Below are 23,132 nucleotides of genomic sequence, written 5' to 3'. Positions count from 1 at the left end.
GCGAGGCCACGGGCACGGCCAATCCGCTGGCAGTGACCATGTCGGCGAACAAGACCCTTACGGCTACGTTTACCGCCAGCGCCGGTACGGCCACCTTCTACCGCGCCGTGAACATCAACGGCGGGGCCCTTGTGCTGGACGGCCAGAATTGGGTAGGCAGCAGCGGCGCCGCCAATTTCCAGGTTCCGGGCTCCACCTTCTCGAATCAAACGATTCCGCTGGTGCCGGCTACCGATGCCACCCGGGCCGGCATGATCCGCAGCTCGGTTTACGGGCCCAGTATTGCGGCCACGATGAGCAACGTGCCCGCCGGCACCTACAGCGTGTACCTGTATGTGTGGGAAGACAACAAAGCGGAAGTCTACACCATTCGGCTGGAAGGCCAGGTGGTGCGGGCCAACTACAACAGCGGCAGCGCGGGCAGCTGGGCCCGGCTCGGGCCCTTCACGGCGGCCATTACCGATGGCACCATCAACGTTACCACGTCGGGGGGCTACGCCAACCTGTCGGGCTTTGAGGTATGGCGCCAGAACCCCGCCGCCCGCACGGCCCTGACGCTGCCCGAGGGCACCGAACCGGACGGACCCCAAACCATCGCTGCCCGTCCAAGCCGCACTGCTCTACCCGTGCAGGCCTACCCGAATCCATCCGCCGACGGCCGCTACGAAGTGCTGCTCCCCACCGAGTTTGGGGGCACCCTGACCTACACGCTGCTGTCGGCGACGGGCGCGCGCTTGGCCCAGGGCACCCGCCAGTGCGCTCCGGCCACGTCCCGCCTCGCATTTGATTTCACTCCGCAGCAAACGCCGGCCGGGCTCTATTACCTGCTGCTCGAAGGCCCCGGCCTGCGCGCCCGCGTGAAGCTGATGCGCGAATAACTCTTGCAGGCTCGTCCGGCCGAAAATCCGGGCGGGCCGCGGGGTGGCTGCTGGCCAGTGCCGGAGGCTAGCGGCGCGGCGCGGCCAGCTTTTCCAGCGCCGCCTTGAACTCGGGCGTGTCGTAGTCGGCCATGCCGTTGTGGCGGGCGGCTACCTGCCCATCGGGACTCAGGATAACGGTGGAAGGAATGGAGTTGGAGTTGAAGGGCGCGGGCAGCGCGGCGGTGGGAAAGTACACCGGAAAGGTGTAGCTGCGCCGCCTGAGCAGGGCCTGGGCTCTGGCCGGATTCTCGTCCAGGGAAATCATGACAAACGCGACTTTGGCCGGGTCCATTTTCTGGTACAGCGCATGAATACCGGGCATTTCGGCCACGCAGGGCGGGCACCAGCTGGCCCACAGGTTCACGAACACCACCTTGCCCTTCAGCTCGCTCAGGCTGAGTGCCTTGCCATCCAGGGTGCGCAGCGCCACGTTGTGCGGATAGGGAAGTCCGCCCGTCGGCACGCTGGGCGCGGGCGCGGGCACCACCGGCGCCTCAGCCCGCCACAGGCCGGTAGCCAGCAGTCCGCGCTGCAGCGTGCCCAGCACTACGGGGCGTAAATCGGTGAGCAGCACGACCGCCAGCAACACCAGCGGCAGCCAGGAAAGAAGGTTCTTACGGTTCACAGTTGACAGCTAAAAGCGGATATCACTAAAAGAGAGACGAGGGATATTGCAAGGCTTCACCCCTGTTTACGAACCACAAATATCGGCAAAAGAAGCACCAACGCCCCCCGAAGCTGGCCCGGCTACCCGGAGGCGGCGCGGTTCAGGACAACCCGTTCGAGCAGCACCGTGTTGGCAGCCCGCTGGTACCAGTCGTTGAATACCAGCTCCACGGTATCCACTTCAAAATCGCCGATAAACTGGTGCTCAGCCCGCCGGATTCGCTCGGCCATACGCACTGGCTGCTGCAGCGTACTCCGGAAGCGCACGACGGTGGAATGCGCCGTTTGCAGCCGGTAGCGCTGGTCGATGGAGTGCCGCAGGCCGGAGCGGCGAAAGTACTCCCGCACCTTGCCGCGCAGCTCTTCCAGGCCCTCATCCAGCGGAAAGCCCTGCACGATGAGGGCGCCCGGCGAGGCCGTGAGGCCCGCGTAGCGAATAGTAAACGGGTGCGCTGACTGCAGAATTTCCCGCACGGCGGCCTGGTAGGCGGCGGGGTCAATCAGGTCTAGGGAAAAGCCGCTGGCACAGGAAATCAGGGACAGAATCGTCAGGTGAATATCCGTTGCGGGGTAGTAATACTGGGCGGGCTCCAGGCCGCGAAAATCGGCCAGTAGCGCCTCAATAGCCGCCGTAACCGACGCGGGCGGGCGGGCCAGCAGCGTCAGGCCGCGCCGGGTATCAGGGGCCGCGCCCGGCCTGAGCCAGGGGTCCAGCGCAGGCGTGCCGCTTGCAAAGTGCCGGAGCGCTTCCGCCCGGAGCGCGTCGTAGTGGGCCAGCAGCGTCATCATTTAGGAGCTTACCGGGCGGGCAGCTGATCCAGGAAAAGGTAGCGGGGGCGGTGGGCTTCGGGCTCGGCTTTGGTGGTCACGCCTACGCGCAGCACCTGCCCGTTGCCGGAGCCGTCGAAAGCGGGCCACGCGGGCAGCTCCGGGCTGTTGGGGTTGCCGGTTTTCACGAAGTTGGCGAAGTAGCTCTGCAGCGTTTCCGACACTTTGTAGTCGGCCGGCATCCAGGCAAACACCTTGTTGGTTGCCAGATTGCCCAGGGCGTATTCAATTTCGGCGGAATGCACCGCGCCCTGAGGTGGCACTTGCGCGGCCGCCGCGCCTTTGATAACGCCGCCCGCCAGGCCCGCCGTGGCATTGCCCATGGCGGCCGTCATGGGTGGGCGCGGGTGGGCGTAGAGGTAGCGGTACACGGGCTGGCCGCCGGTTTGCCGGTGAGCATCGGCACATTTCCAGGTGCTGTAGGCAATAAACCGGTCACCGGCCAGGTCAGTGGCCGACTGCTGGGCCTGGGCATCGGTGGCGGCCGGGTAGAGCTGCAGGGTTTCCTCGGCGCGGCTGCCGTAGAGCGTGTGCACCACCGCCCGGAAGTTTTCTGCCGTGGCGGGCTGCGGGCCCAGCAGAAAGCCGGCGTTCATTTCCTGGGAGTTCCAGCCCACGAGCAGCGGCACCTTGTTTTGCTGGCCGGCGGCAAAGGTTTTGGCCGGTTCCAGCAGAAAGAAATAGCCGTCGATGGTGGGTTGAAACCGCGCCGCGCCGGGCTTGCCGGCTGCTTCCAGCAGCTGCTGGGCCGGCATGGCCCGTAGCGCGGCCAGGGAAGTAGCGCCCACGCTGGCCCCAAAGGCCAGGCCGGCCTGCTCCCCCTGGGCCAGTACCACGGGGCCAAAGCCGGTGTTCAGCATCGAGCCGCTTTCGCCGATGGCGCGGGCAAACAGGTTGCGGGATAAGGGCGACACCATCTGGGCACTCACCGACATGGAGCCGGCCGACTCGCCGGCAATGGTGACCTGCTGCGGGTCGCCGCCGAAAGCGGCAATATTCTGCTGCACCCAGCGCAAAGCCGCCTGCTGGTCCAGGAAGCCGTAGTTGCCGGACGAGCGGTGCCCGGTTTCGTGGGTCAGCTCGGGGTGGGCCAGAAAGCCGAACACGCCCAGCCGGTAGTTGACCGTGACGGCCACAATCCCGCGCCGGGCCATGCTTTCGCCGTCGTAGCGCGGCTCAGAGCCGTCGCCGGCCTGGAACCCGCCGCCGTAGAAATACACCAGCACCGGCAGGCCCGCCGTAGCCGATTGGGCTGGCGTCCAGATGTTGAGGTAGAGGCAATCTTCGCTCACCCCATTCGAGCGAAAATTCATGTCGCCGTAGAGGGGCAGCTGCATGGCCCGGGGCCCGAACTGCTTGGCGGCCCGCACCCCCGCCCATTTTTTCACTGGCTGGGGCTCTTTCCAGCGCAGCGGCCCCACCGGCGGCGCCCCAAACGGCACGCCCTTAAACGTGCGGATGCCGGCCGCCGTGGTGCTACCCTCCAGCACGCCGTCGGCAATGCGTACCTGGCTGGCAGCCGGGCCGGCCGCAGCGCGTGGGCGAGTCTGGGCGGAAGCAGGCGTTGCGGCCTGGGCCAGCAGCCACAGGCTGGTCAGCAGTTTCAGGCTGGCGGCCACCCATGGCCCGGGGCCTTGGGCAGCACTACGATGCGGGGCAAAAGGGGGCCCGGGGAGACAAGAGCAGGATGGCGGCTTCATACAAAACGGTTGGTAGCAGTAAGCAACACAGGGCGTAAGTAACAACTGGTTTTTGGCATGTCCACTATTCCGCGCAATGGCCGGCCCCGAACAAGCGCTTCTCGGGCCGGAAAAAATCAGGCGTAAAAAAAGGGCGCCGAATCGACGCCCTCTTTTCCACAACCGAATCAAATACGTTTTCAACTCTCGTTTCTGCGCCGCAGGCGGCTACTTTTTTTATTGCTCCATATCCAGTATCACCCGGCCCTCGATGCGGCCCGCGGCCAAGTCGGCCAGTACCTGGTTGATGTTTTCCAGCTTTTCGCAGTGGGCATGAACCTTCACTCTGCCGTCGGCGGCGAAGGCCAGGCTTTCCACCAGATCCTGGCGGGTGCCCACAATGGAGCCGCGTACGGTTTTGCGGGTCAGCACCACGTCGAAGATGTTCAGGTCGAAGTCGCCCGGGGGCAGGCCCACCAGGGCCAGAGTGCCGCGGCGGCGCAGCATGCCAACTCCCTGGGCAAAGGCGGCGCGCGAAACGGCCGTCACCAGCACCCCGTGAGCCCCGCCAATCCGCTGCTGAATCTCCTCCACCGGGTTCTGGGTAGCGGCATTCACAACCAGGTCGGCGCCTACTTCCTGAGCCAGGCGCAGCTTATCGTCCTGAATATCAACGGCCGCGACGCGCATCCCCATGGCCTTGGCGTATTGCACGGCCAGGTGGCCCAGGCCCCCAATTCCGGAAATAACCACCCACTGGCCGGGCTTCACCTCGGTTTCCTTCAGGCCCTTGTACACCGTCACGCCGGCGCATAGAATAGGCGCCGCCTGCTGAAACGACAGCGCGTCGGGAATGAGGCCCACGTAGTTGGGGTCGGCCAGCACATACTCGGCGTAGCTGCCTTGCACCGAGTAGCCCGTGTTCTGCTGGCTGGGGCAGAGCGTTTCCCAGCCCGAAAAGCACTGCTCACAGTGCCCGCAGGCGGTATAGAGCCACGGTACGCCCACCCGGTCGCCCACCCTCACCTGCGTGACGCCCTCGCCCACCGCTACCACCGCGCCCACGCCTTCGTGGCCCGGAATCAGGGGCAGGGTGGCCTTCACAGGCCAGTCGCCGTTGAGGGCGTGCAGATCGGTGTGGCACACGCCGCAGGCGGCTACTTTTACCAGAATACGGCCGGGCGTAACGGCCGGCACCGGCACCTGCTCAATCTGCAGGGGCTGACCATAGAACCGCGCGACGGCGGCTTTCATCGTGAGAGGCAACATGGCGAATCGGGGCTAGAGGAGATGAAAAAAAGGCGGGGGCACGTACTACTCGGCGGCGGGCAGCACCAGCACCGGGATACGGCTTTGCAGCAGCACTTGGGCCGTGACGCTGTGGTGAAACAGCTGGCCCCAGAAGCTGCGCGGCCGGGCAATGAGCACCACCAAATCGAAATTCTCGGGCCGGGCGGCCTGCAGAATGCTCTCTACCGGGTCGGGGCTTACCACCGTGCGGGTGTGCACTTCCGTGGGCAGGTCGACGGCCAAGCCGGTTTGCAGCACCGAATCCCAGATGGCCGGGTCAGGCTCCGTGGCCGAGGGCGAGGCGGCCACGTGCAGCACCGTCAGCTCGGCTCCCAGCGCGGCCAGCAGGTGGCGGGCGGCGCCAGCATGCGCACCGAGCGAGAATTCCTCGCCGTCGACGGCCAGCAGCAGGCGGCGGGGCGGCGTGGTGGAGGCCAGCGTGTGGGGCACCACCAGCATGGGATAGGGCGAGGTGCGCAGAATGTCCAACGACGTGGTTTGTACCAGCTCATCGGGCAGGTCGGAGTAGTCGGGGCGGCCCAGCACAATCAGGGCCGGGTGGTGGCGGCCCACGGCATCGGCCACGGCGTACTCGACCCGGCCGTGGCCGACTTCGGCCGCCACGGGCACCGCCAGGTTGCCGGCTACCCGGCTCAGGGCCAGATCAATGGCCTCCTGACTCAGGTTGGAGAGCTGCCCGGTAAACATCTCCGGGTCCAGGGCCGAGTCGCGGCGCACGTGCAGCAGCACTAGGCGAGCCCCGATGGCGCCGGCCAGGTTGCTGGCGTAATCGAGGGCCCGGTTGGCGGCCTGAAAAAAGTCGGTCAGAATAAGCAGCGAAGGAGCCATAGTCGAGCTGATGCAACGGAAAAAGTACAAGGCAAAGCACCGGGTTTTCCGGCCGCCTACCCATGCGAAAGGTTTGCTTTCCGCCTGATTTTAATCATGTGGCCGCCGCCCGGCGCCCAGTAAACTTGCCCTGGTATTCTCCTGGCGCTTCCGTGGGGTGAATGACCCATCGTCAGCGGCAAGCTTCCGGGCTGTTTTCCGCCGCATTTCCGCCCACCCACCTTTGATCTGACAGCTTTATGAAACAGCTTTTTATTTCTCTGCTCCTGACGGGCCTATACCTGTCTGCGCAGCCGGCCGCCTGTCAGCGCACCGACAAGCCGACGACCCCGCTGCCGGCCGCCGGCTCCCTGGTCATTACCAACGTGAACATCGTGGACGTGGTGAGCGAGCGGGTGCTGGAAGGCCGCACGGTGGTGATTCTGGATGGCTGCATCGTGTCGGTGGGCACCCGGGCCCCGGCGGGCCGGGCCGTGCAGCGCGTCGATGGCCGGGGCAAATATCTGATTCCGGGCCTGTGGGACGGGCACACGCACGCCCTGGCCACGGCCGCCGAAGAGCAGGTGGCCTTGCCCCTGTACGTGGCCCACGGCATTACCAGCATCCGGGTGCTGAACACGGGCCGCACCCGCGCCGATCTGCAGGCCACCGTGCGGGCCGTGGAAGCCGGGCAGCGGGTGGGGCCGCGCATTGAGCTAGCCGGCGCATCCTTCGAAGCCCCCGTAGGCGAGGAAGCCGGGCAGTTCCCGACTACGTATGCCCAGGGCCAGGAGTGGGCCGCGGCCCGGCTGCAGCAAGGCTGGCGGGCCCTGCAGTCGTCGCCCCTGCTCTCCCGCGACGCCTACCTGGGCATTGCCGAAGCAGCCCAGACGTGGAACGTGCCCCTGGTCGGCGCCATTCCCGAGTCGGTAACTGCTCTGCAGGCCGTAGCCGCCGGGCAGCGCATCATCGAGCCGGCCGACAAGCTGCTGCTTGGGTGCTCCAGCCGCGAAGAGGAATGGGTGGCCGCGCAAGTTTACTACCAAGCCAAAGCCAAGCCTGATGCCGCCCTGACCGAGCTGGGGCGCACCCGCCAGGCGGCCCTAGGCTCCACCTTCAGGCCCAGCCGCGCCACGCACCTGGCGGAGGCGCTGGCTCAGGAAAAGACGTTTGTCGTGCCCCTGCTCCAGACCAGTCTGCTGGCTGCAGCGGCCGTCCCCTCCCCCGATTCGCCCCTTTGGCGCTACGTGCCGGCCGGTGTGCGGCAGAAATGGCAGCAGGCCCGACCAGCCGTGGCGCGCCCGGCGCAGGCCCAGCGCCTTACGCTGGATTCCCTGCAGAAAGCCCTGGTGGCCGCGCTGCAGCGGCAGGGCGTACCCATCCTGGCCGGCTCGGACGCCGGGTGGTCCTCCTCTTCCCGGTTTCATGGCAGCAGCCTGCTCACGGAGCTTGAGCAGCTGGTAGCCGCCGGCCTCACCCCCGCGCAGGCGCTACGGGCCGCTACCGTCGCGCCGGCCGCAGCCACGGGGCACCGCTTCGAGCAGGGCCAGGTGGAAGTCGACTTCCACGGCGACTTAGTGCTGCTCGACAACAACCCGCTCGACGACATCCGCAACCTGCGCCACGTGCGGGCCGTGGTGCTGCGGGGCCGTTTGTACGACCGCGCCGCCCTGGCCGCCCTGGCTGCCGAAGCCGAGCGGGTGGCGCAGCAAAGCCCGGCCGTCTCGAAGGCCGCGGCGCACTAGTTTCTTGTTTCCTGGGCCGGTTTTCCAAGCATGACCCCAAGGGGCAGCACTTCACTTTTCACTTTTCCCACCTTTCTGCCCCTGTGGTGCCGCTGTCAGCCCTTGTCCGTTTCCTGTGGTATTTTCCCCTGCTGGCCCTGCCACGCTGTACTCCCGATGCGGTAAGCCAAGTGGTAGAGGCCCTGCCGACGCTGCTCAACGCCCCGGCCCCGCCACCCGTCACCGTCGCCCCCCTGATTCGGGCTTTGCTGGACACCAGCGGCAGCGGCTCCGCGCCCACCGCCACGCAGCCCTTGGGCCTGCAGGCCGGGGCTCAGGTGCTAGCCTTCTACGGGCCGGACTATGAGCCGGCCTGGACTTCCCCCGCCGATAGCCTCAATGCCAATGCCCGGGCGGCCCTGCGCCTGCTGGCCCGGGCCGCCGACTACGGCCTGCGCCCTGCGGACTACCACGAACTGCCGCTACGGGCCCTGCGCGACTCGCTGCGCCACCCGCACGAGCCAGCGTGGCACGCCCGGCAGCAGGCCCGGCTGGAGGTGTACCTCACCGATGCCGTGCTGCGCCTGATGAGTGACCTGCGCCGGGGCCGCCTGCGGCCCTACACCGTGTCGGTGGGGGAAAAAGCGGCGGGCCGGGTGTGGCAGCCGGCCGCCGAGCTGCGGGCCGCTCTGGCCGTCGGTACCGTGTCGGCAACCGTGCTGGCCGGACAGCCCGCGCACCGTGAATACCGGCAGCTGCAGCAGGCCCTGGCCCGCTGGCTGACCCGCCCCATAGCCCCCGATTCGGCGCATTTCCACCAGGTGCAGTTCGAGCACGCAGCCCTGAACCTGGAGCGCTGGCGCTGGAACGCCCTGCCGGCCGACTCGGAATACGTGCTCATCAACGTGCCGGCCTACGAGCTGCTGGTCGTCGGGCGCGACTCGGTACTGCGCCGCCACCGCGTAATCGTGGGCAAGCCCGAAACGCCAACGCCTACGCTCAGTAGCCACCTGAGCCATTTCACCCTGGCTCCCGACTGGTACGTGCCCCGCTCCATTGCCACCCGGGAAATGCTACCCCACCTGCAAGCCGACGCGGGCTACCTGCAGCGCAACAACCTGGCCGTGTATACCACCCGGGGCCAGCTGCTGGACCCCGCTACCATTGCATGGCGCACCGTCACGGCCCGCAACTTTGCCTACGTCATCCGGCAGTCGGCGGGCTGCGAGAATGCGCTGGGCAACATCGTATTTCGCTTTGCCAACCCCCACGCCGTGTACCTGCACGATACGCCCATGCGCCAGTTTTTCGCCCGGCCCGACCGCGCCCTGAGCCACGGCTGCATCCGGCTGCAGCACCCGATGCAGCTAGCGGCCTACCTGTTGCGCCGCGAGGGCCGCGCCGTGAATTTGCCCAGCGAAGAAGAGTGTGCCCGCCAGCCCCGCCCCCGCGACGTGCGCCTGCGCCGCGCCCTGCCCCTGCACGTGCGCTACGCCACCTGCGTGGCCGACAACGGCCACCTGCGCTTTCTGCCCGACATCTACCACCAGGACGAAGCCGTGCGGCGCGCCTTGTTTGGACCCGCCCGCCGCCCGCTGCTGCCATGACAAAGGTCAGCTAACAAGCCACTGTTCATCAGGGCTTTGATGAGCGTTATTGCCGTCCTTTGGGCTGGTTCTCTTCTGGTTGCCACTGGCCATGCTGCCACCCTCCTGACTCTTCGCTGAGCTGCCTCATGCTCCCTGCCATCATTTATGTTGCCCCTCACTTATGGAACCGAACCTGTGCTTCACCGACCGGCTGCTGCGCGCAGTACTGGCATTTTACTTGGTTAGCGTGCTCATCGGGCCTGGCCTGACGGGAGCGTGGCTTCTTGGCGGCCTGCCGATTTTGGTGCTGGTCTGGACCAGTGCCGTGGGCTTCTGCCCACTCTACGCCTGGTTGGGCATCAGCTCCCGCCGCCCCGGCTGATATGTGAAGGAGGCGCAGTTGGCTTTGCGGTTGCCGGGGCCTTGATGGGCTTCCGAGGGGGCCGCACCGGCAGCTCTGCGCCGCGGGAGGGCATTGCTCAAATGCTACCGAACCTAGTGGATATGGCTTGCACTAAGGACTGCCACCGTGCGCCATACCAACGCAGGTGGCCACCCAAACGGCTTTAAGTTTTTGCGCAGGCCCTCCGCTGTCTGCTTATCAATTTCCGGGCGCTGAGCCTGTATAGACCGGTACCACTGCCACTATAATTGCGCTTCACACTTGTATAATTTTGCGGCCAGCCGGCTCGTACGCACCGGAGCGTTGGCCCAGAACGCCGCCTATAAGACTAATTAACAAGTCTTTACCCCTGATTAACTTCGTAGCAACAACCTCGCCTCGGAACTCTTCGGCGGGAATAGCAGTAAAGAACCCATCCTGCACTTTCTGCGCAGAAGCGTAGTTTTGCAGTTGCTAAGCGCCTGTCATGTTCCGTAGCCTGTTTCCCTTCCGCCGTTTGCTGGCGACGAGCTTCCTGCTCGTCTTCGTCAACGTGTTCGTGGGCCAGTGCTGGTGCGCAACCCTAAATTCGGCGCTGGCAGCGCCGGTAACCCAAGCGGTGGCAGCGAAGAAACCCAGCCATCCGGGGTGCCACGGCCACGGCAAGACCACAGCCCGGCAGAAGCCAGCCAACGCCAGCCACGACCACGGCCTGGGCGGGTCGCAGCCCGCGGGCAAGCAGGAATGCTGCCAGGATAATTCCGCGGCCATTCTGAAGTCGCTCGTGGTGCCCGCCGAGAAGCAGCTGCTCTCGCACGCCCCCGCTTTGCTGCCCGCCAGCAACGACTTCTTTTTCCGGCCGGCCGCCGGCCAGTGGGACCGTACCCACGCGGTAGTTTTGGTGCTCCGGGAGCACCTGCCGCCCAAAATACCCGACATCCGCATTTTTATTCAGTCCCTGACGGTCTGATTTTTTGACGTGCCCGAGGCTCGCCCCGGCATAGCTGTGCTATGCTCGGGGCGGGCCTTTGCTTTTGCGCGGCGGCCCGGCACTTATGTGCCCCTCCCCTTTTTCTTCCTGGTTTGCTTGCTCCGCACCTCAGCGTGGTGGCTCCGCCGCAGGCCGGGTCCTGGCTTAGCGCCTGTTTTTCGGCTGGCTGACGTGCGACAATGACCACCTCATTCTTCCTGGCCGAAGCCGTGGGCTGTTCGCCCCATGCCGGCCCATGTTCACTCTCCACTTCCCTTCTATGTATCGTTTACCGCTTGCCCTGCTGGCTTTAGCCGGCGTGCTCACCCTGCCCGGCTGCTCATCCGAACCAGAGTCCAGCAGCGCCACCAACACCGTTACCACGCCCACCAACGGCCCGGCCGCAGGCACCGCCGGCCACGGCGGTGGGCACACCTACGCCTGCCCCATGCACCCCGAAGTGACCAGCACCAAGGAAGGCGAAAAGTGCCCCAAGTGCGGCATGAACCTGGAGCACAACGACCAGGTAGCCAACGGCAAAAGCTACGAAATGAAGCTCGTACCCACGCCCACGGAGGTTACCGCCGGGCAGCCCACTACCCTGGCTTTCACGCCCCGCGAAACGGGCAACGAGGCGGCGCCCGTGCCGCTGGCCGTAGTGCACGAGAAGAAGATTCACCTCATCATCGTGTCCAGGGACCTGGGCCAGTTCTACCACGAGCACCCCGAGTACACCGCCGCCGGCGACTACAAGGTGCAGTACACTTTCCCCAAGGGTGGCGAGTACGTGCTGTTTCAGGACTACACCCCCACCGGCGCCGGCCACCAATTGGGCCGCCAGCCCCTCACGGTAAAGGGCCCGGCCTACACGCCGGTCAGGTTTACGAACGACGACATGCAGTGGAGCCAGGACGGCTACCAGGCCACGCTTTCCTTCGATAAGGAGCTGAAAGTCGGGCAGCTGCTGGGCATGCGTATCAACATCACCCAGGGTGGACAGCCCGTGACGGACCTGGCCAACTACCTCGGCGCGCTGGGCCACGTGGTAGTCATCAGCGAGGATACGGAGCAGTACCTGCACGTGCATCCCAACGAGCAAGCCGACAAGGGGCCCAACATCGGCTTCAACACCAACTTCGAAAAGCCCGGCCTCTACCGCGTTTTCCTGCAGTTCAACCACGGCGGCAAGATTCACACCGGCGACTTTACCATCAACGTGAAAGCTTAGCCGAGGGCTTTTGCGCCATTCCAATCCTCACACCTTTCCTCCCAAACCCATGAAAAAGCCTGCTTTCTTCCTCGCCGCCCTTTGCTCGGGCTCCCTGCTCGTGGCCAGCTGCAACAGCGACCAGACGGCCGAATCGACGGCTACTGCTACCGAAACGGCCCCGGCCGGCGCCCCGGCTGCCGATGACATGGCCGGCATGGACCACTCGGCCATGGGCCACGGCGACGCGGCCGCGGCCGGCAGCTCGCCCCAGCTGGTAGCCATGAACGAGATGATGACCCGGATGCACGCCACCAAGCCCAAGGGCAATACCGACCACGACTTTGCCCACCACATGCTGGAACACCACAAGGGCGCGGTGGTCATGGCCGACATTCAGCTGCGCGACGGCAAGGACGCCACCATGCGCCGCATGGCCGAGCAAATCAAGGCCGACCAGCAACGGGAAATAGCGGAGCTGGAAGCCGCGACCACCCGCCTGGATACTGCTCCCACCAACTACAACCCCAACGACCCCGCGGACCCTTTCACCAGCAAGATGAACGCGTCGATGGAGGTGATGATGAAAAACACGCCCCAGCCCGTGGCTAACCCCGACATGAACTTCAACATGCTCATGACAGTGCACCACCAGAGCGCCGTGGATATGGCCCGGGCCGAGCTGGCCCACGGCAAGGATACCAAGCTTAAGGAAATGGCCCAGCAAATGATAACCGCCCAGCAAAAGGAAATCCAGCAGTTCCAGGACTGGCACCGGAAGAATGCCGATAAAATGTAGCCCGGGGCACCGCTCCTGGCTCACCTTACTTTTCACTCTCTCTTCTCCCTTCCCCATGAAGTTGTTGCCCATTCTCGCCGCTGCCCTAGTGCTGGCGGCCCCGGTTTCCCTGCTGGCCCAGCACAGCCACAAGCCCGGCACGGCCGCCCACCCCCACCAAGCCGCCGGCGAAACCCACGCCCATAAGTCGCCCCACGGCGGCATCGTGCGCACGGCCGGCAAGTACCACGTGGAGCTGGTGCCGCAGGCCGGCCAGGTGCTCGTGTACCTGCTCGATGCCAACGAAAACGTGCTGCCCCCGAACCGGGCTACCGGCACGGCCATGCTGCTGAGCACGGCGGGCAAAACCACCACCGTGAAGCTGACTCCCACCGGCGACCATTTCGTGGCTACCGTGCCCGCCGGCACCACCCTGCGCACGGCCATCGTGAGCCTGAAGGCCAACGGCAGCTCGCTCAGCGCCCGGTTTGAAAAGCTTGACGCTGCCCCGAAAGCCAGCAAAACAACGGCCGCCGCTTACGCCTGCCCCATGAACTGCGAAGGCAGCGCCAGCACTAAGCCCGGCAGCTGCCCCAAGTGCGGCATGGACCTCGTGAAAAAGTCGTAGGCGGAACCAACGGCCCGGCCGCTGAATGGCCGGACCGCTGGCTGCGGCCGGCGCGGGCAGTGGCCCGGACTGGTTTTAATCGGATAGTATGAAGTCTTTGACAATGAAAAACGGGACCTGCTGGTTGCTGACGCTGCTGGGGCTACTGCTCGGGTTGGGGCGAGCCGACGCGTGGGCCCAAACCGTGGTGAGCCTGGACAGCGCCGAAGCCCAAACCCTGCGCCGGCACCCGCGGCTGCGGCAGTCGGCCCAGGAGATTGAGGAGCAGCGCGCCCTCAAGCGCGGGGCCTTCGCGCCGGCCAACCCGGACTTTCTGTTTGCGGCGCCCACGGGTGAAATGTGGGCGCCGGGCGTAGTGCAAACCATCGACCTGCCCCACGTCTACCGCCAGCAGGCCCGGGTGGCGCAAGCGGGCATTACCCTGGCCGAGCGCAACCGCGACGTAAGCCGGGCCACCGTGCTGCGCGACACCCGGCTGGCCTACCTGGGCCTGCAGTTTGCCGAGGCCCAGGTGCGGCAACTCACCTACCAGGACAGCCTGTTCCGGGTGCTGCGCCTGGCCACCGAGCGGCTGTTTGCGGCCGGCGAAGTCACCTCACTGCAGCGCATCAGCACCGACGCCGAAGCCCGGCAGATAACCGTGCTGCTGCAGCAGGCAACTGCCGACCGGCAGGCCGCCCAGCGCCGCCTGGGCCTGCTACTGGGCCGCCCCGCCGAGGCCCTGGCCACCAGCACCGACCTGAGCCGCACCGGCACCGAGCTGGCCCAAACGGGCGTGGCCCTGCTGGGTAGCCTGCCGGCCGAGGACAGTACGGCCCTGGTGGCCAGCCCCACGCTGGCGGCCGCCACCCAGAACGTAGCCCTGAGCCAGTCGGGCATCAGTCTGGTGCGGGCCCGGCGCACCCCGGCCTTGACGATAGGCTATCAGAATCAGGCGCTTGAGAACTCCGCTCTAAAGTACCGCTTTCAGTTTGGCGTGTCGGTGCCCATCTGGTTCTGGACCTACCGCTCGCAACTGCAGGCGGCTACGGCCCGCTCCCGGGCGGCCAGCTACCAGCTGCAAACTCAGCGCCTGGAGCTCAGCACCCAGTACCAGCAGGCCCTGGCCGACACCCGCAAGTTCTCGGCCTCCCTGGGCTACTACGAGCAAACCGGCCTGCCCCAGTCGCGGGCTATTATCAGCCAGTCGCAGCGCCTGTTCCGGGCCGGGGAAGCCAGCTACCTGCAACTCATCATGAGCCTGAACCAGGCCTTTGCCATTCAGAACACTTACCTGACGACCATCCGGGACTTCCGCCAGGCACTTATCGAACTCAACTACCTCCGGGGTCAGTAATATGCAACAGCTACTCATTTTGCTCCTGGGCCTGCTCCTGACGGGAGCAGCCCACGCCCACGGCGGCGAAGACCACGGCGACGAAGCCAAAGCGTCGACGCCGGCCGGGGCCACCTCCTTTTCCGTGGCGGCGCTGTCCGAACAGTTCGAAGTGCTGCTGCGCTACGAGCCCCTGGAAGGCGGCCAGCCCGCCGACCTGCGCCTGTTCCTCTCCGACTACGCCACCAACGCGCCCATCAAAGGCGCCAAGCTCACGCTGACCAACCCGGAAGATACCTCCCTGCAATGGGCCGTGACCGAGCAGGAGCCCGGCATCTACCTGGTGGAAGGCGAGTTTCCGGCCAACAAGGCTTACAGTTTTGCCCTCAACATCGTGGCCGGGGAGCGGGCCGATTTGCTACTGCTCGAAGGCATTAAAGTCGGGGAGAAGCTGCCCGTAGCCGCGGCGGCGCCAGCCGACGCGCCCGGGCCGTTTTCGTCCTGGAAAACCATTCTGGCCCTGGTCGGCGCCTTTGGGCTGGGTATCGGCCTGACGGTGCTGCTGTTGCGCCGGCGCCGCCCCGCGCCTCCTGTTTCCACCCCTACTCCCGCAGTTTATGAAAACCACGCATAAGTTTCTGACCGCTACGGCCGCGGCTGGCCTGGTAATGAGCGTACTGCTGCCTCCACCGGCCCGGGTGCAGGCCCATGGAGGCGAAGACCACGGCGACGAGGCCACAGCCAGCACCGGCGTAGCCCTGACCGACGAGGTGCTGCTGCCCAAGGAAAGCCAGTTTCTGTTCGAGGTGCGCACCCAGCTGGCCGCTTATTCCACCACCTACAGCCGGGCCACGCTCTTCGGTACCGTATCGGCGGCGGCCGGGGGCGAGGGCCGCATCGTGGTGCCCCAGACCGGACGCATCGTGAGTCTGGCCGCGCAGGTAGGCCAGGCGGTGCGGGCCGGGCAACCCCTGGCTGTTATTGAGCAAACCCTGGATGCCACCCAGCAAATCGGCCTCAGCACCGAGCGGGCCAATGCTCAGGCCGAGCTGCGCGCCGCCCAGCAGGACTACGCCCGCCTGCAGAGCATTGCCGACATTGCCGCCCGCAAGGACGTGGTGGCCGCCGAGCTGCGTCTGCGTCAGGCCCGCCAGAACGCCGCCATCTACAACGGGCAGGCCCGGCAGCGGCGCGTGAGCATTACTTCGCCGGTCAGCGGCACGGTGGATGTATTCAACCTGGCCGTGGGCCAGCAGGTGAATCAGGGCGACGAGCTGTTTCGGGTCATCAACCCTGGCAAGCTGCGCGTGGAAGCCCAGGTGTTTGCCCAGGATCTGGCCAAGGTCACGCCTGGGGCGGTGTTTCGGGTGGAGGGCCTGCAGGGCCAGCCGGGCATACCGGCCCGGCTGGTGGTATTCAGCAACGTGGTGAACCCCGTGAACCAGGCCCGGCAGCTGGTGCTGGAGCTGGCCGCGCAGCCGGGCAGCGCCTACCGCGCCGGTCAGGCCGTGAACGTGCAGGTGGTAGGCCAATCGGGCGGCGGCAAGCCCCAGCTCGTGGTGCCCACCGCGGCCATCACCGACCTCAACGGCAAGCCCGTGGTGTTTGTGCACACCGAGCCCGAGCGGTTCAAGATCCGCTTTGTGCAGCCTGGCGCCGTGAGCGGGGAGCAGACCGTGCTGGTGCAGGGGCAGGTCAATGAAAACGACCGGGTGGTGACGGCCGGCACCTACCAGCTCAAGTCAATCTACCTCAACCAATAGAGGATGCTCGATACCATCATTCGCTTCGCCCTGCAAAACCGCCTGCTGATGCTGGCCTTCGCCGTGGGCCTGCTCATTGCGGGCTCCTACACGGCCCGGCAGCTGCCCGTCGACGTGCTGCCCGACCTGGACCGGCCCCGCGTCACGGTGTTTCTGGAGGCTCCGGGCATGGCCCCCGAGGAGGTGGAAGCCCTGGTGACGCTGCCCGTGGAAACCGCCCTGAACGGGGCCACCGGCGTGTCGGCGGTGCGCTCCAACTCGGCCATCGGGCTGGGCATGGTGTTCGTGGAGTTCGACTACGGCACCGACATCTTCACGGCCCGCCAGATTGTGAGCGAAAAGCTGCAAACGACCGGCGAGCAGCTGCCCGAGGGCATTACGCCGGTGCTGGGCCCTATTTCCTCGGTGATGGGCCAGATTATGCTGGTGGGCCTCTCGGGCGGCCAGCAGACCAACGCGGCTGACTTGCGCACCCTGGCCAACTACACCGTGCGGCAGCGCCTGCTTAGCATTCCGGGCGTGGCCCAGGTTATTCCCATCGGCGGCGACAACCTGCAGTACCAGGTGCTGCTCGACATGCCCCGCCTGAATGCTACCGGCCTCACGGTGAACCAGGTGGAGGAATCCCTGCGCCGCTCCAACCTGAACACCACCGGCAACTTCTTCGACCGCAACGGCTCGGAGGTGCTCATTCGCAACCTGGGCCGGCTGCGCTCGGTGCAGGACATTGAGAACATCATCGTGGGCTACCGCGAGCAGTCGCCCATTCGGGTGGCCGACGTGGCCAAGGTGGAATTCGGGGCCCGCTTCAAGCGCGGCGACGGCAGCGTGAACGGGCAGCCGGCCGTGATTCTGAGCATCGAAAAGCAGCCGGGCGCCGCTACCGTGGGCTTAACCGAAGCCGTGGAAAAAGCCCTGGTCGAGCTCACGCCTTCCCTGCCCAAAGACGTGCGCGTCAATACGCGCCTGTTCAAGCAGTCTGAGTTTATCGAGTCCTCAATTACCAACGTGGAGGAAGCCCTGCGCGACGGGGCCATCCTGGTGGTTATCGTGCTGTTTGCCTTTCTGCTGAACGTGCGCACCACGTTTATTTCCCTGGTAGCCATTCCGTTGTCGTTGCTGGTAACGGCCCTGGTGTTCCGCCTGGCGGGCATCAGCATCAACACCATGACCCTGGGCGGGCTGGCCATTGCCATCGGCGAGCTGGTCGACGATGCCATTGTGGACGTGGAAAACGTGTACCGGCGCCTGCGCGAAAACAAGCAGAAGCCCCACCCGCAGCCGGTGCTCCGGGTCATCTACGCGGCTTCCTCGGAGGTGCGCAACTCTATCGTGTACGCCACCATCATCGTGGTGCTGGTGTTTCTGCCCCTGTTTGCCCTGGAAGGCATGGAAGGCCGCATTTTCGCGCCCCTGGGCATAGCCTACATTACCAGCATCGTGGCTTCCCTGTTCGTGTCACTCACCGTCACGCCGGTGCTGTGCTACTACCTGCTGCCGCGCATGAAGCAGATGGACCACCCCGAAACCGACGGGCCGCTGGTGCGCTGGCTGAAGAAAAAGGATGCCCGGCTGCTGCACTGGGGCCTGCGGCATCCCCGGCTGATTCTGTCCACCACGGCCCTGCTTTTCGGGCTGGCGGCCGCCTTGGTGCCCTTCTTCGGCACCGAGTTTCTGCCGCCCTTCAACGAAGGCTCGCTCACGGTCAACTTCTCGGCGCCGGCGGGCACCTCGCTGAGTGAGTCTAACAAGCTGGGCACGCTGGGCGAACGGCAGATGCTCAAGATTCCGGAGGTGGCCTATACCGCCCGTCGCACCGGCCGCGCCGAGTTGGACGAGCACGCCGAGTCGGTAAACAACTCGGAAATCGAGGTGGCCTTCAAGACAAAGCAGGAACTGGAAAAAGAGGGCAAAACCATGCGGAGCCGCGACGAAATTCTGGCCGATATGCGCCAGAAGCTCGGTCTCATTACGGGGGTAAACGTGAACATCGGCCAGCCCATTTCCCACCGCCTCGACCACCTGCTTTCGGGCGTGCGGGCCCAGGTGGCCATCAAGGTATTTGGCAACGACCTGCTGGAGCTGCGCCGCTACGCCAACGACATTCGCGGCGTGGCCGCCGCCGTGCCCGGCGTGGTCGACTTGCAGGTGGAAAAGCAGGTACAGATTCCGCAGCTGCTGATCCGGCCCCGCGACGAGGCCCTGCGCGCCTACGGTATGGAGCGCGGCGAGGTGGTACGCGACCTGGAAACCCTGTTTCAGGGTGCCGTGGTGTCGCAGATGCTCGACGGGCAGAAGCGCTTCGACCTGGTGGTGAAGCTGCCCGAAGCCCAGCGCAACGACATTGCCGCCATCAGTCAGACCCGCATTGAAACGCCCACCGGCGCCCTGATTCCGGTGAGTCAGGTGGCCGACATCCGCTATGAGCCCGGTCCCAACACCGTCAACCACGAAAACACCCAGCGCCGCATCACCATCTCCCTGAACGTGGCCGGGCGCGACCTGGGCTCCACGGTCCAGGAAATTCAGGCCCGGGTGAAGCAGCAGGTGCCGCTGCCGCCGGGCTACTATCTGACCTACGGCGGGCAGTTCGAGAGCCAGCAGTCGGCCTCCCAGAAGATTCTCTGGCTGAGCCTGTTTTCCCTGGCGGGCATTTTCCTGGTGTTGTTTTCGCACTTCAAATCCACGCTCATGGTGGGCCAAATTATGCTCAACATTCCGCTGGCCCTCATCGGCTCGGTGGTAGCCGTGCTGCTCACCGGCGGCACCTTCAGCATTGCTTCGCTCGTGGGCTTTATCACGCTCACGGGCATTGCCTCGCGCAACGGCATCATGATGATTTCGCACTACATCCACCTGGTGGAGCACGAGGGTGAGCAGTTCGGCCGGGAGATGATTCTGCGGGGCTCCCTGGAGCGCTTGGTGCCCGTGCTGATGACGGCCCTGGTGGCGGCCCTGGCTTTGGTGCCGCTCACGCTGGCCAAGGACGCGCCGGGCAAGGAAATTCTGTATCCGGTGGCCACCGTAATTCTGGGCGGCCTGCTTTCCTCCACCTTCCTCGACATCATCGTGACGCCGGTGGTGTTCTGGCTGGTGGGCGAAAAAGCCCTGGCCCAGTATTTCGCCGCGCACCAGGAAGCGGGCCTCGACGGCCCCCCGCAGGAGCTGGACGCGCAGCCGCTCACTCCGCCTTCGGATGTACAGCCGGCACTGCCCGTCCGCTAGGCCATTGCTGACCACTTTCCACCGCAGCAGCTCAGGACTTTAGCTCCCTATCACGGGCCGCCTTTTCCTGACAACGCATTACAAATCAGGAGTATAGTATTCATATACCGCGAAAGAAGCGCACTGGGCTGCTGACCAGGGCCGACCAGGCCGGATACTACCGCCTGCGCGGGCCCAACCGGGCAATATGACAAAGATCAGCTACTAGGCTGGTGTTCGTCAGGGTGTTGGCGGGCGCCATTGCCGTCCTTTGAGTTAGTTCTGTTGCTTCTGCCACCGGCCAGGTTTTCTGGTCCCGAACCGTTCGACTGCCATGATAACGCCCTCCTTCCTGCTCTCCGCCCTGCTCATTGCCGCTCTGGCCCTGACCAGCATGTATTTGCGCGGCACCCACCAGCGCGCGGCCCACTAGCCGGTAGCCACGCCCGCACCCTGACCCGCCCAACTATGCGCTTTGCCTTGCTCTCTGCCTACAAGCAAACTTCCCGCCCCAGCCGGCGGGGAGCAATGCGCCCCTTTGCCGGCATTGCCGGCCCGGCCACGCTGCAACTGGCCCGGGAAGCTGATGCCTGCTTAACGGTCGACAACTGGCCCGCGGGTGCCGGACTGCCATTCCGCAGCGGGGAGGCATCACGGCTGGCGGCTGCCACTGCCGCCTGACCTTTTCCGTTGCTTATTCACTCTAGGGCAACGGCCCAGCAGCTGCAGGACGGCCCGATTCCGGTACTGGTGCTGCCCGCCGAAGACTAACCGCTGATTTTTGCCATGCGCCCCTCTGTTCTTGTTCTCAGCAGCCTCTCGGCTACGGCCGAGCACGTTGTGCAAACGGCCGCCCTGCTCACCTCCCCGCTCCAGCCCCACCTCCGGCTGCTGCACCATTGTGCCACCCCGGTGCTGGCCCCGGAGCTGGCCGAAGTATTGATTAATCACGCCACCGACCAGGCGCAGGCCGCCGTGGCGTTGGAAGCCATGGTCCGCCACCTGCCCTATCCCGTCGAAACCACCGTGGTAGCCGCGGTGGAAGACCTGCCGGAAGCCGTAGCTCTGGCCGTGCGCTACGCCAATCCGGTGCTGTTGGCCATGGGCCTAAGTACCGAGCGTACCCTGCTCGACCACCTGCTGCGCAACCAGGCTTTGCCGGTGCTGCGCGGCACGCTCCGGCCCCTGCTGCTGGTGCCCGAGCAGAGCCAGCCGCTGCACACGCTGCCCCGCCGCATAGCCATAGCCGTCGATGCTGAGTCGTTTACGCCCAACGCCGCTACCCGGCGGGCGGCCCGGCTGATCCGGGAATGGCACGCGGCCACCACGGTGGTACACGTGACGCACCCCGGCGAGCGGCAGGCCTTCCCGGGGCAGCGGGCACTAGCCCACGTGCACCTGAGCGAGCTGCTGCCCGACCAGCCCCTGGAGTTGTACGAAGAGTCGGGGGTGGCGGCCGCGGCCGGCATACTCCAGGCCATTACCGACACCCAGGCCGAAGTCCTGATCCTGATTGCCCGGCCGCGCAGCTTCTGGGGCCAGCTGTTTCACCGCAGCGTGACGGCCCAGGTGCTGCGCCAGGCTACCGTGCCGGTGCTGCTGCTGCCGGCTGTCGGCCCCGAGGTGCCCGACTGGATGCCGGGTCTGAGCTGAAAAAGCCTGGTTCCGGCCCTCCTTCACTCCCTTTGCCTTCGAAGCCCAGCGTAGTGGCCTGATCAACCTCCCCCCATGCCCCAATGGAGGCCGCGGGTTAGGCTGGCCGCACAAGTTTTTCAGGGGCAGCGTAACTGGCGACGGAGCGTGTCGGCACCCGGGCCGGGCTTGTTTACTCCCACTGCTTTCATCCACCCATCAGTATTGCCGCCATGTCCCTGACCATCATTGCCTTTGCTGGTTTCTACGAAGGAGCCCGCCACGCCGTCCGCTACGCCGACACCCTGGCCCAGGCCCTGCAGGCCCGCCTGGTGCTGCTGCACGTGAACCGTGCCTCCATGTACGACCCCTACGAGATGCTGGGCGAGGAATTCCGGCAGGATGAGCTGAGCCGGCAAACCGAAACGGCCGCCGCCCTCTACCGGCAGGCCGAGGGGCTCTCCACGCCGGCCACCGTGGAAATTACGACCGATCTGCTGCCCGTCGTGGCCCAGGATTTGGCCAAGCGCCACCACCCGGTGCTGTTTGTGCTGGGCCAGCCCGAGCCCGGCGCGGCGGCCTCTACCAGCGTCGAGGCCAGCTGCGCCGACCTGCTGCGCACGCTGCACTACCCCGTGCTGGTGGTACCGCGCCCCGCGCCCGGACAGGAGCCGCCCCGCCGCTTTCTGATTGCCGCCGACCGGGAACCCTTCACCCTGGGACCAAACGCCCGGCCCTTGCGCCAGCTGCTCGCTACCCTGGGCACCCACATTGCGGTAGCCCACGTGTCGGACAACGTGGTGGACGATGCCGGCTGCGGGGCGGCCCTGCGCGCGGTGCAGGTTAGTGGGCTGGTAGATGGGCTGACTACACCCGAGCTGCGCGGCTACGCGCACCACCACTCCGACGCGGGCCTGCTCGCGGCCGTGCAGGATACCCAGGCCGATATGGTCCTTGTGCTGGCCCGGGAGCGGAGCTACCTCAGTGAGCTGTTTCACCGCAGCGTCACGGGCCGGCTGCTGGCCCAAAGCCCGGTGCCCGTGCTGGTACTGCCCACGACGACGGTAGGCGCGCCCGTAACCCGCAAGGCAGCCGCTACCCGCTAGGGCCAGCACCTGCTTGCGGTGCTGCGGCTGGCAATTCCCCCCCTTGGCCGGCTGCCGGCTGAGTGAAATCAACCTGCCGGGTGATTATTGTCACGGCAGCACTGAGGCGAAGCCCTGACCTTTACCCGAGTGCCCGCTACGGTCCGGGCCGCGTCGGATTCCTGCTCCTAACCTCTTCTGCCATGCCTGCTCACCTTGCTTCCGACCTGTCCTGCACGGCCCAGTGCCGCCGCTTCGCGCGCCTTTTCACGGCCCGCCTGGCCACCGATACACTGCTTGGCCCGCTTTTCAGCCCCGCGCGTGAGGAAGCATCCACCGCCGAATACGCGTGGTGGGAGCTGGCCCTGACCGGCCGCAGCTACCATGGCCGGCCCACTAGCGGCACCCACGACACCCCACTCACGGCCGCCCACCTGGCCCGCTGGTGCCAACTGCTGGACGATACGCTGGCGGCCAACTTCACCGGTCCGCTCACCCAGGCGGCCCGCGCCGCGCTGCGCAACCTGGCCACCATGCGCACCCATTGGCAACTAGTGGGCCAGCGCCGGCCGGTGGCACTCAACCTTATGGACCCGGCCAGCCACCGCCTGGCGGCTTAGCCCCGCATAGGCGGCCCGCTGACC

The 23,132-nt window shown here is 65.9% G+C and carries 21 protein-coding genes; 16 read left to right on the top strand and 5 right to left on the bottom strand.

Features of this window, described 5'->3' with window-relative positions; translation table 11 throughout:
- Window positions 1-878: hypothetical protein (locus LGH70_RS16600; RefSeq protein ID WP_226187817.1), on the top strand; the 878-nt coding region annotated here is incomplete at its 5' end.
- A 67-nt stretch (window positions 879-945) separates the two neighbouring features.
- Here LGH70_RS16600 and LGH70_RS16595 read toward each other — a convergent pair.
- The 5 genes from LGH70_RS16595 to LGH70_RS16575 all read right to left on the bottom strand — a co-directional run bounded on the left by LGH70_RS16595 (window position 946) and on the right by LGH70_RS16575 (window position 6,232).
- Entirely contained in the window at window positions 946-1,545 is a 600-nt protein-coding gene (locus LGH70_RS16595; RefSeq protein ID WP_226187814.1) for a TlpA family protein disulfide reductase, read from the bottom strand.
- Between the two features lie 122 nt (window positions 1,546-1,667).
- Complete coding sequence (locus tag LGH70_RS16590) at window positions 1,668-2,375, bottom strand: 2'-5' RNA ligase family protein (protein WP_226187811.1); 708 nt, start codon at window positions 2,373-2,375, stop codon at window positions 1,668-1,670.
- Between the two features lie 8 nt (window positions 2,376-2,383).
- Window positions 2,384-4,033, bottom strand: coding sequence for a carboxylesterase/lipase family protein (locus tag LGH70_RS16585; RefSeq protein WP_226187809.1), 1,650 nt, complete (start codon window positions 4,031-4,033; stop codon window positions 2,384-2,386).
- A gap of 297 nt (window positions 4,034-4,330) precedes the next feature.
- Window positions 4,331-5,362: an alcohol dehydrogenase AdhP gene (gene adhP / locus LGH70_RS16580; protein WP_226187806.1), complete on the bottom strand. Its 1,032-nt coding sequence runs from the start codon at window positions 5,360-5,362 to the stop codon at window positions 4,331-4,333.
- A 45-nt stretch (window positions 5,363-5,407) separates the two neighbouring features.
- The gene (locus LGH70_RS16575; protein ID WP_226187804.1) at window positions 5,408-6,232 is read right to left on the bottom strand and encodes a universal stress protein; all 825 of its coding nucleotides are present in this window, start codon (window positions 6,230-6,232) and stop codon (window positions 5,408-5,410) included.
- 239 nt (window positions 6,233-6,471) lie between these two features.
- Between LGH70_RS16575 and LGH70_RS16570 the strand changes: the two genes are divergently transcribed.
- The 15 genes from LGH70_RS16570 to LGH70_RS16500 all read left to right on the top strand — a co-directional run bounded on the left by LGH70_RS16570 (window position 6,472) and on the right by LGH70_RS16500 (window position 23,108).
- Window positions 6,472-7,956, top strand: coding sequence for an amidohydrolase family protein (locus LGH70_RS16570; RefSeq protein ID WP_226187801.1), 1,485 nt, complete (start codon window positions 6,472-6,474; stop codon window positions 7,954-7,956).
- A gap of 83 nt (window positions 7,957-8,039) precedes the next feature.
- Window positions 8,040-9,542, top strand: a complete 1,503-nt coding sequence (locus tag LGH70_RS16565) for a L,D-transpeptidase scaffold domain-containing protein (protein WP_226187799.1) — start codon at window positions 8,040-8,042, stop codon at window positions 9,540-9,542.
- A 163-nt stretch (window positions 9,543-9,705) separates the two neighbouring features.
- Window positions 9,706-9,906: a YgaP family membrane protein gene (locus LGH70_RS16560; RefSeq protein ID WP_226187796.1), complete on the top strand. Its 201-nt coding sequence runs from the start codon at window positions 9,706-9,708 to the stop codon at window positions 9,904-9,906.
- 487 nt (window positions 9,907-10,393) lie between these two features.
- Window positions 10,394-10,876 (top strand): hypothetical protein, encoded by a 483-nt coding sequence (locus tag LGH70_RS16555; protein ID WP_226187795.1) that lies wholly within the window; start codon window positions 10,394-10,396, stop codon window positions 10,874-10,876.
- Window positions 10,877-11,156: 280 nt separating this feature from the next.
- The gene (locus LGH70_RS16550; RefSeq protein WP_226187794.1) at window positions 11,157-12,104 is read left to right on the top strand and encodes a DUF8832 domain-containing protein; all 948 of its coding nucleotides are present in this window, start codon (window positions 11,157-11,159) and stop codon (window positions 12,102-12,104) included.
- A gap of 49 nt (window positions 12,105-12,153) precedes the next feature.
- Window positions 12,154-12,882 (top strand): DUF305 domain-containing protein, encoded by a 729-nt coding sequence (locus tag LGH70_RS16545; protein WP_226187793.1) that lies wholly within the window; start codon window positions 12,154-12,156, stop codon window positions 12,880-12,882.
- Between the two features lie 55 nt (window positions 12,883-12,937).
- Window positions 12,938-13,489 (top strand): heavy metal-binding domain-containing protein, encoded by a 552-nt coding sequence (locus tag LGH70_RS16540; protein WP_226187792.1) that lies wholly within the window; start codon window positions 12,938-12,940, stop codon window positions 13,487-13,489.
- A gap of 88 nt (window positions 13,490-13,577) precedes the next feature.
- A complete protein-coding gene (locus LGH70_RS16535) occupies window positions 13,578-14,825 on the top strand; it encodes a TolC family protein (RefSeq protein ID WP_226187791.1) in 1,248 nt (415 codons plus the stop codon).
- A gap of 1 nt (window position 14,826) precedes the next feature.
- Window positions 14,827-15,438: a hypothetical protein gene (locus LGH70_RS16530; protein ID WP_226187790.1), complete on the top strand. Its 612-nt coding sequence runs from the start codon at window positions 14,827-14,829 to the stop codon at window positions 15,436-15,438.
- Window positions 15,422-16,567 carry an efflux RND transporter periplasmic adaptor subunit gene (locus LGH70_RS16525; protein WP_226187789.1) on the top strand — a complete coding sequence of 382 codons (1,146 nt, stop codon included), beginning with the start codon at window positions 15,422-15,424 and terminating at the stop codon, window positions 16,565-16,567. The genes LGH70_RS16530 and LGH70_RS16525 overlap by 17 nt, the downstream gene beginning before the upstream one ends.
- Before the next feature lie 3 nt (window positions 16,568-16,570).
- A complete protein-coding gene (locus LGH70_RS16520; RefSeq protein WP_226187788.1) occupies window positions 16,571-19,792 on the top strand; it encodes an efflux RND transporter permease subunit in 3,222 nt (1,073 codons plus the stop codon).
- Window positions 19,793-20,239: 447 nt separating this feature from the next.
- On the top strand, window positions 20,240-20,452 hold the full coding sequence (locus LGH70_RS16515) for a hypothetical protein (protein WP_226187785.1): 213 nt from the start codon (window positions 20,240-20,242) through the stop codon (window positions 20,450-20,452).
- A gap of 105 nt (window positions 20,453-20,557) precedes the next feature.
- Entirely contained in the window at window positions 20,558-21,424 is an 867-nt protein-coding gene (locus LGH70_RS16510) for a universal stress protein (RefSeq protein ID WP_226187783.1), read from the top strand.
- Window positions 21,425-21,636: 212 nt separating this feature from the next.
- Window positions 21,637-22,509, top strand: coding sequence for a universal stress protein (locus LGH70_RS16505; RefSeq protein ID WP_226187780.1), 873 nt, complete (start codon window positions 21,637-21,639; stop codon window positions 22,507-22,509).
- 182 nt (window positions 22,510-22,691) lie between these two features.
- Window positions 22,692-23,108 (top strand): globin family protein, encoded by a 417-nt coding sequence (locus tag LGH70_RS16500; protein WP_226187775.1) that lies wholly within the window; start codon window positions 22,692-22,694, stop codon window positions 23,106-23,108.
- Window positions 23,109-23,132: the final 24 nt, after the last annotated feature.

This window comes from Hymenobacter nitidus, from assembly GCF_020447315.1.
Lineage (GTDB): Bacteria > Bacteroidota > Bacteroidia > Cytophagales > Hymenobacteraceae > Hymenobacter > Hymenobacter nitidus.
This window is presented reverse-complemented; position numbering and strand designations above follow the sequence as displayed.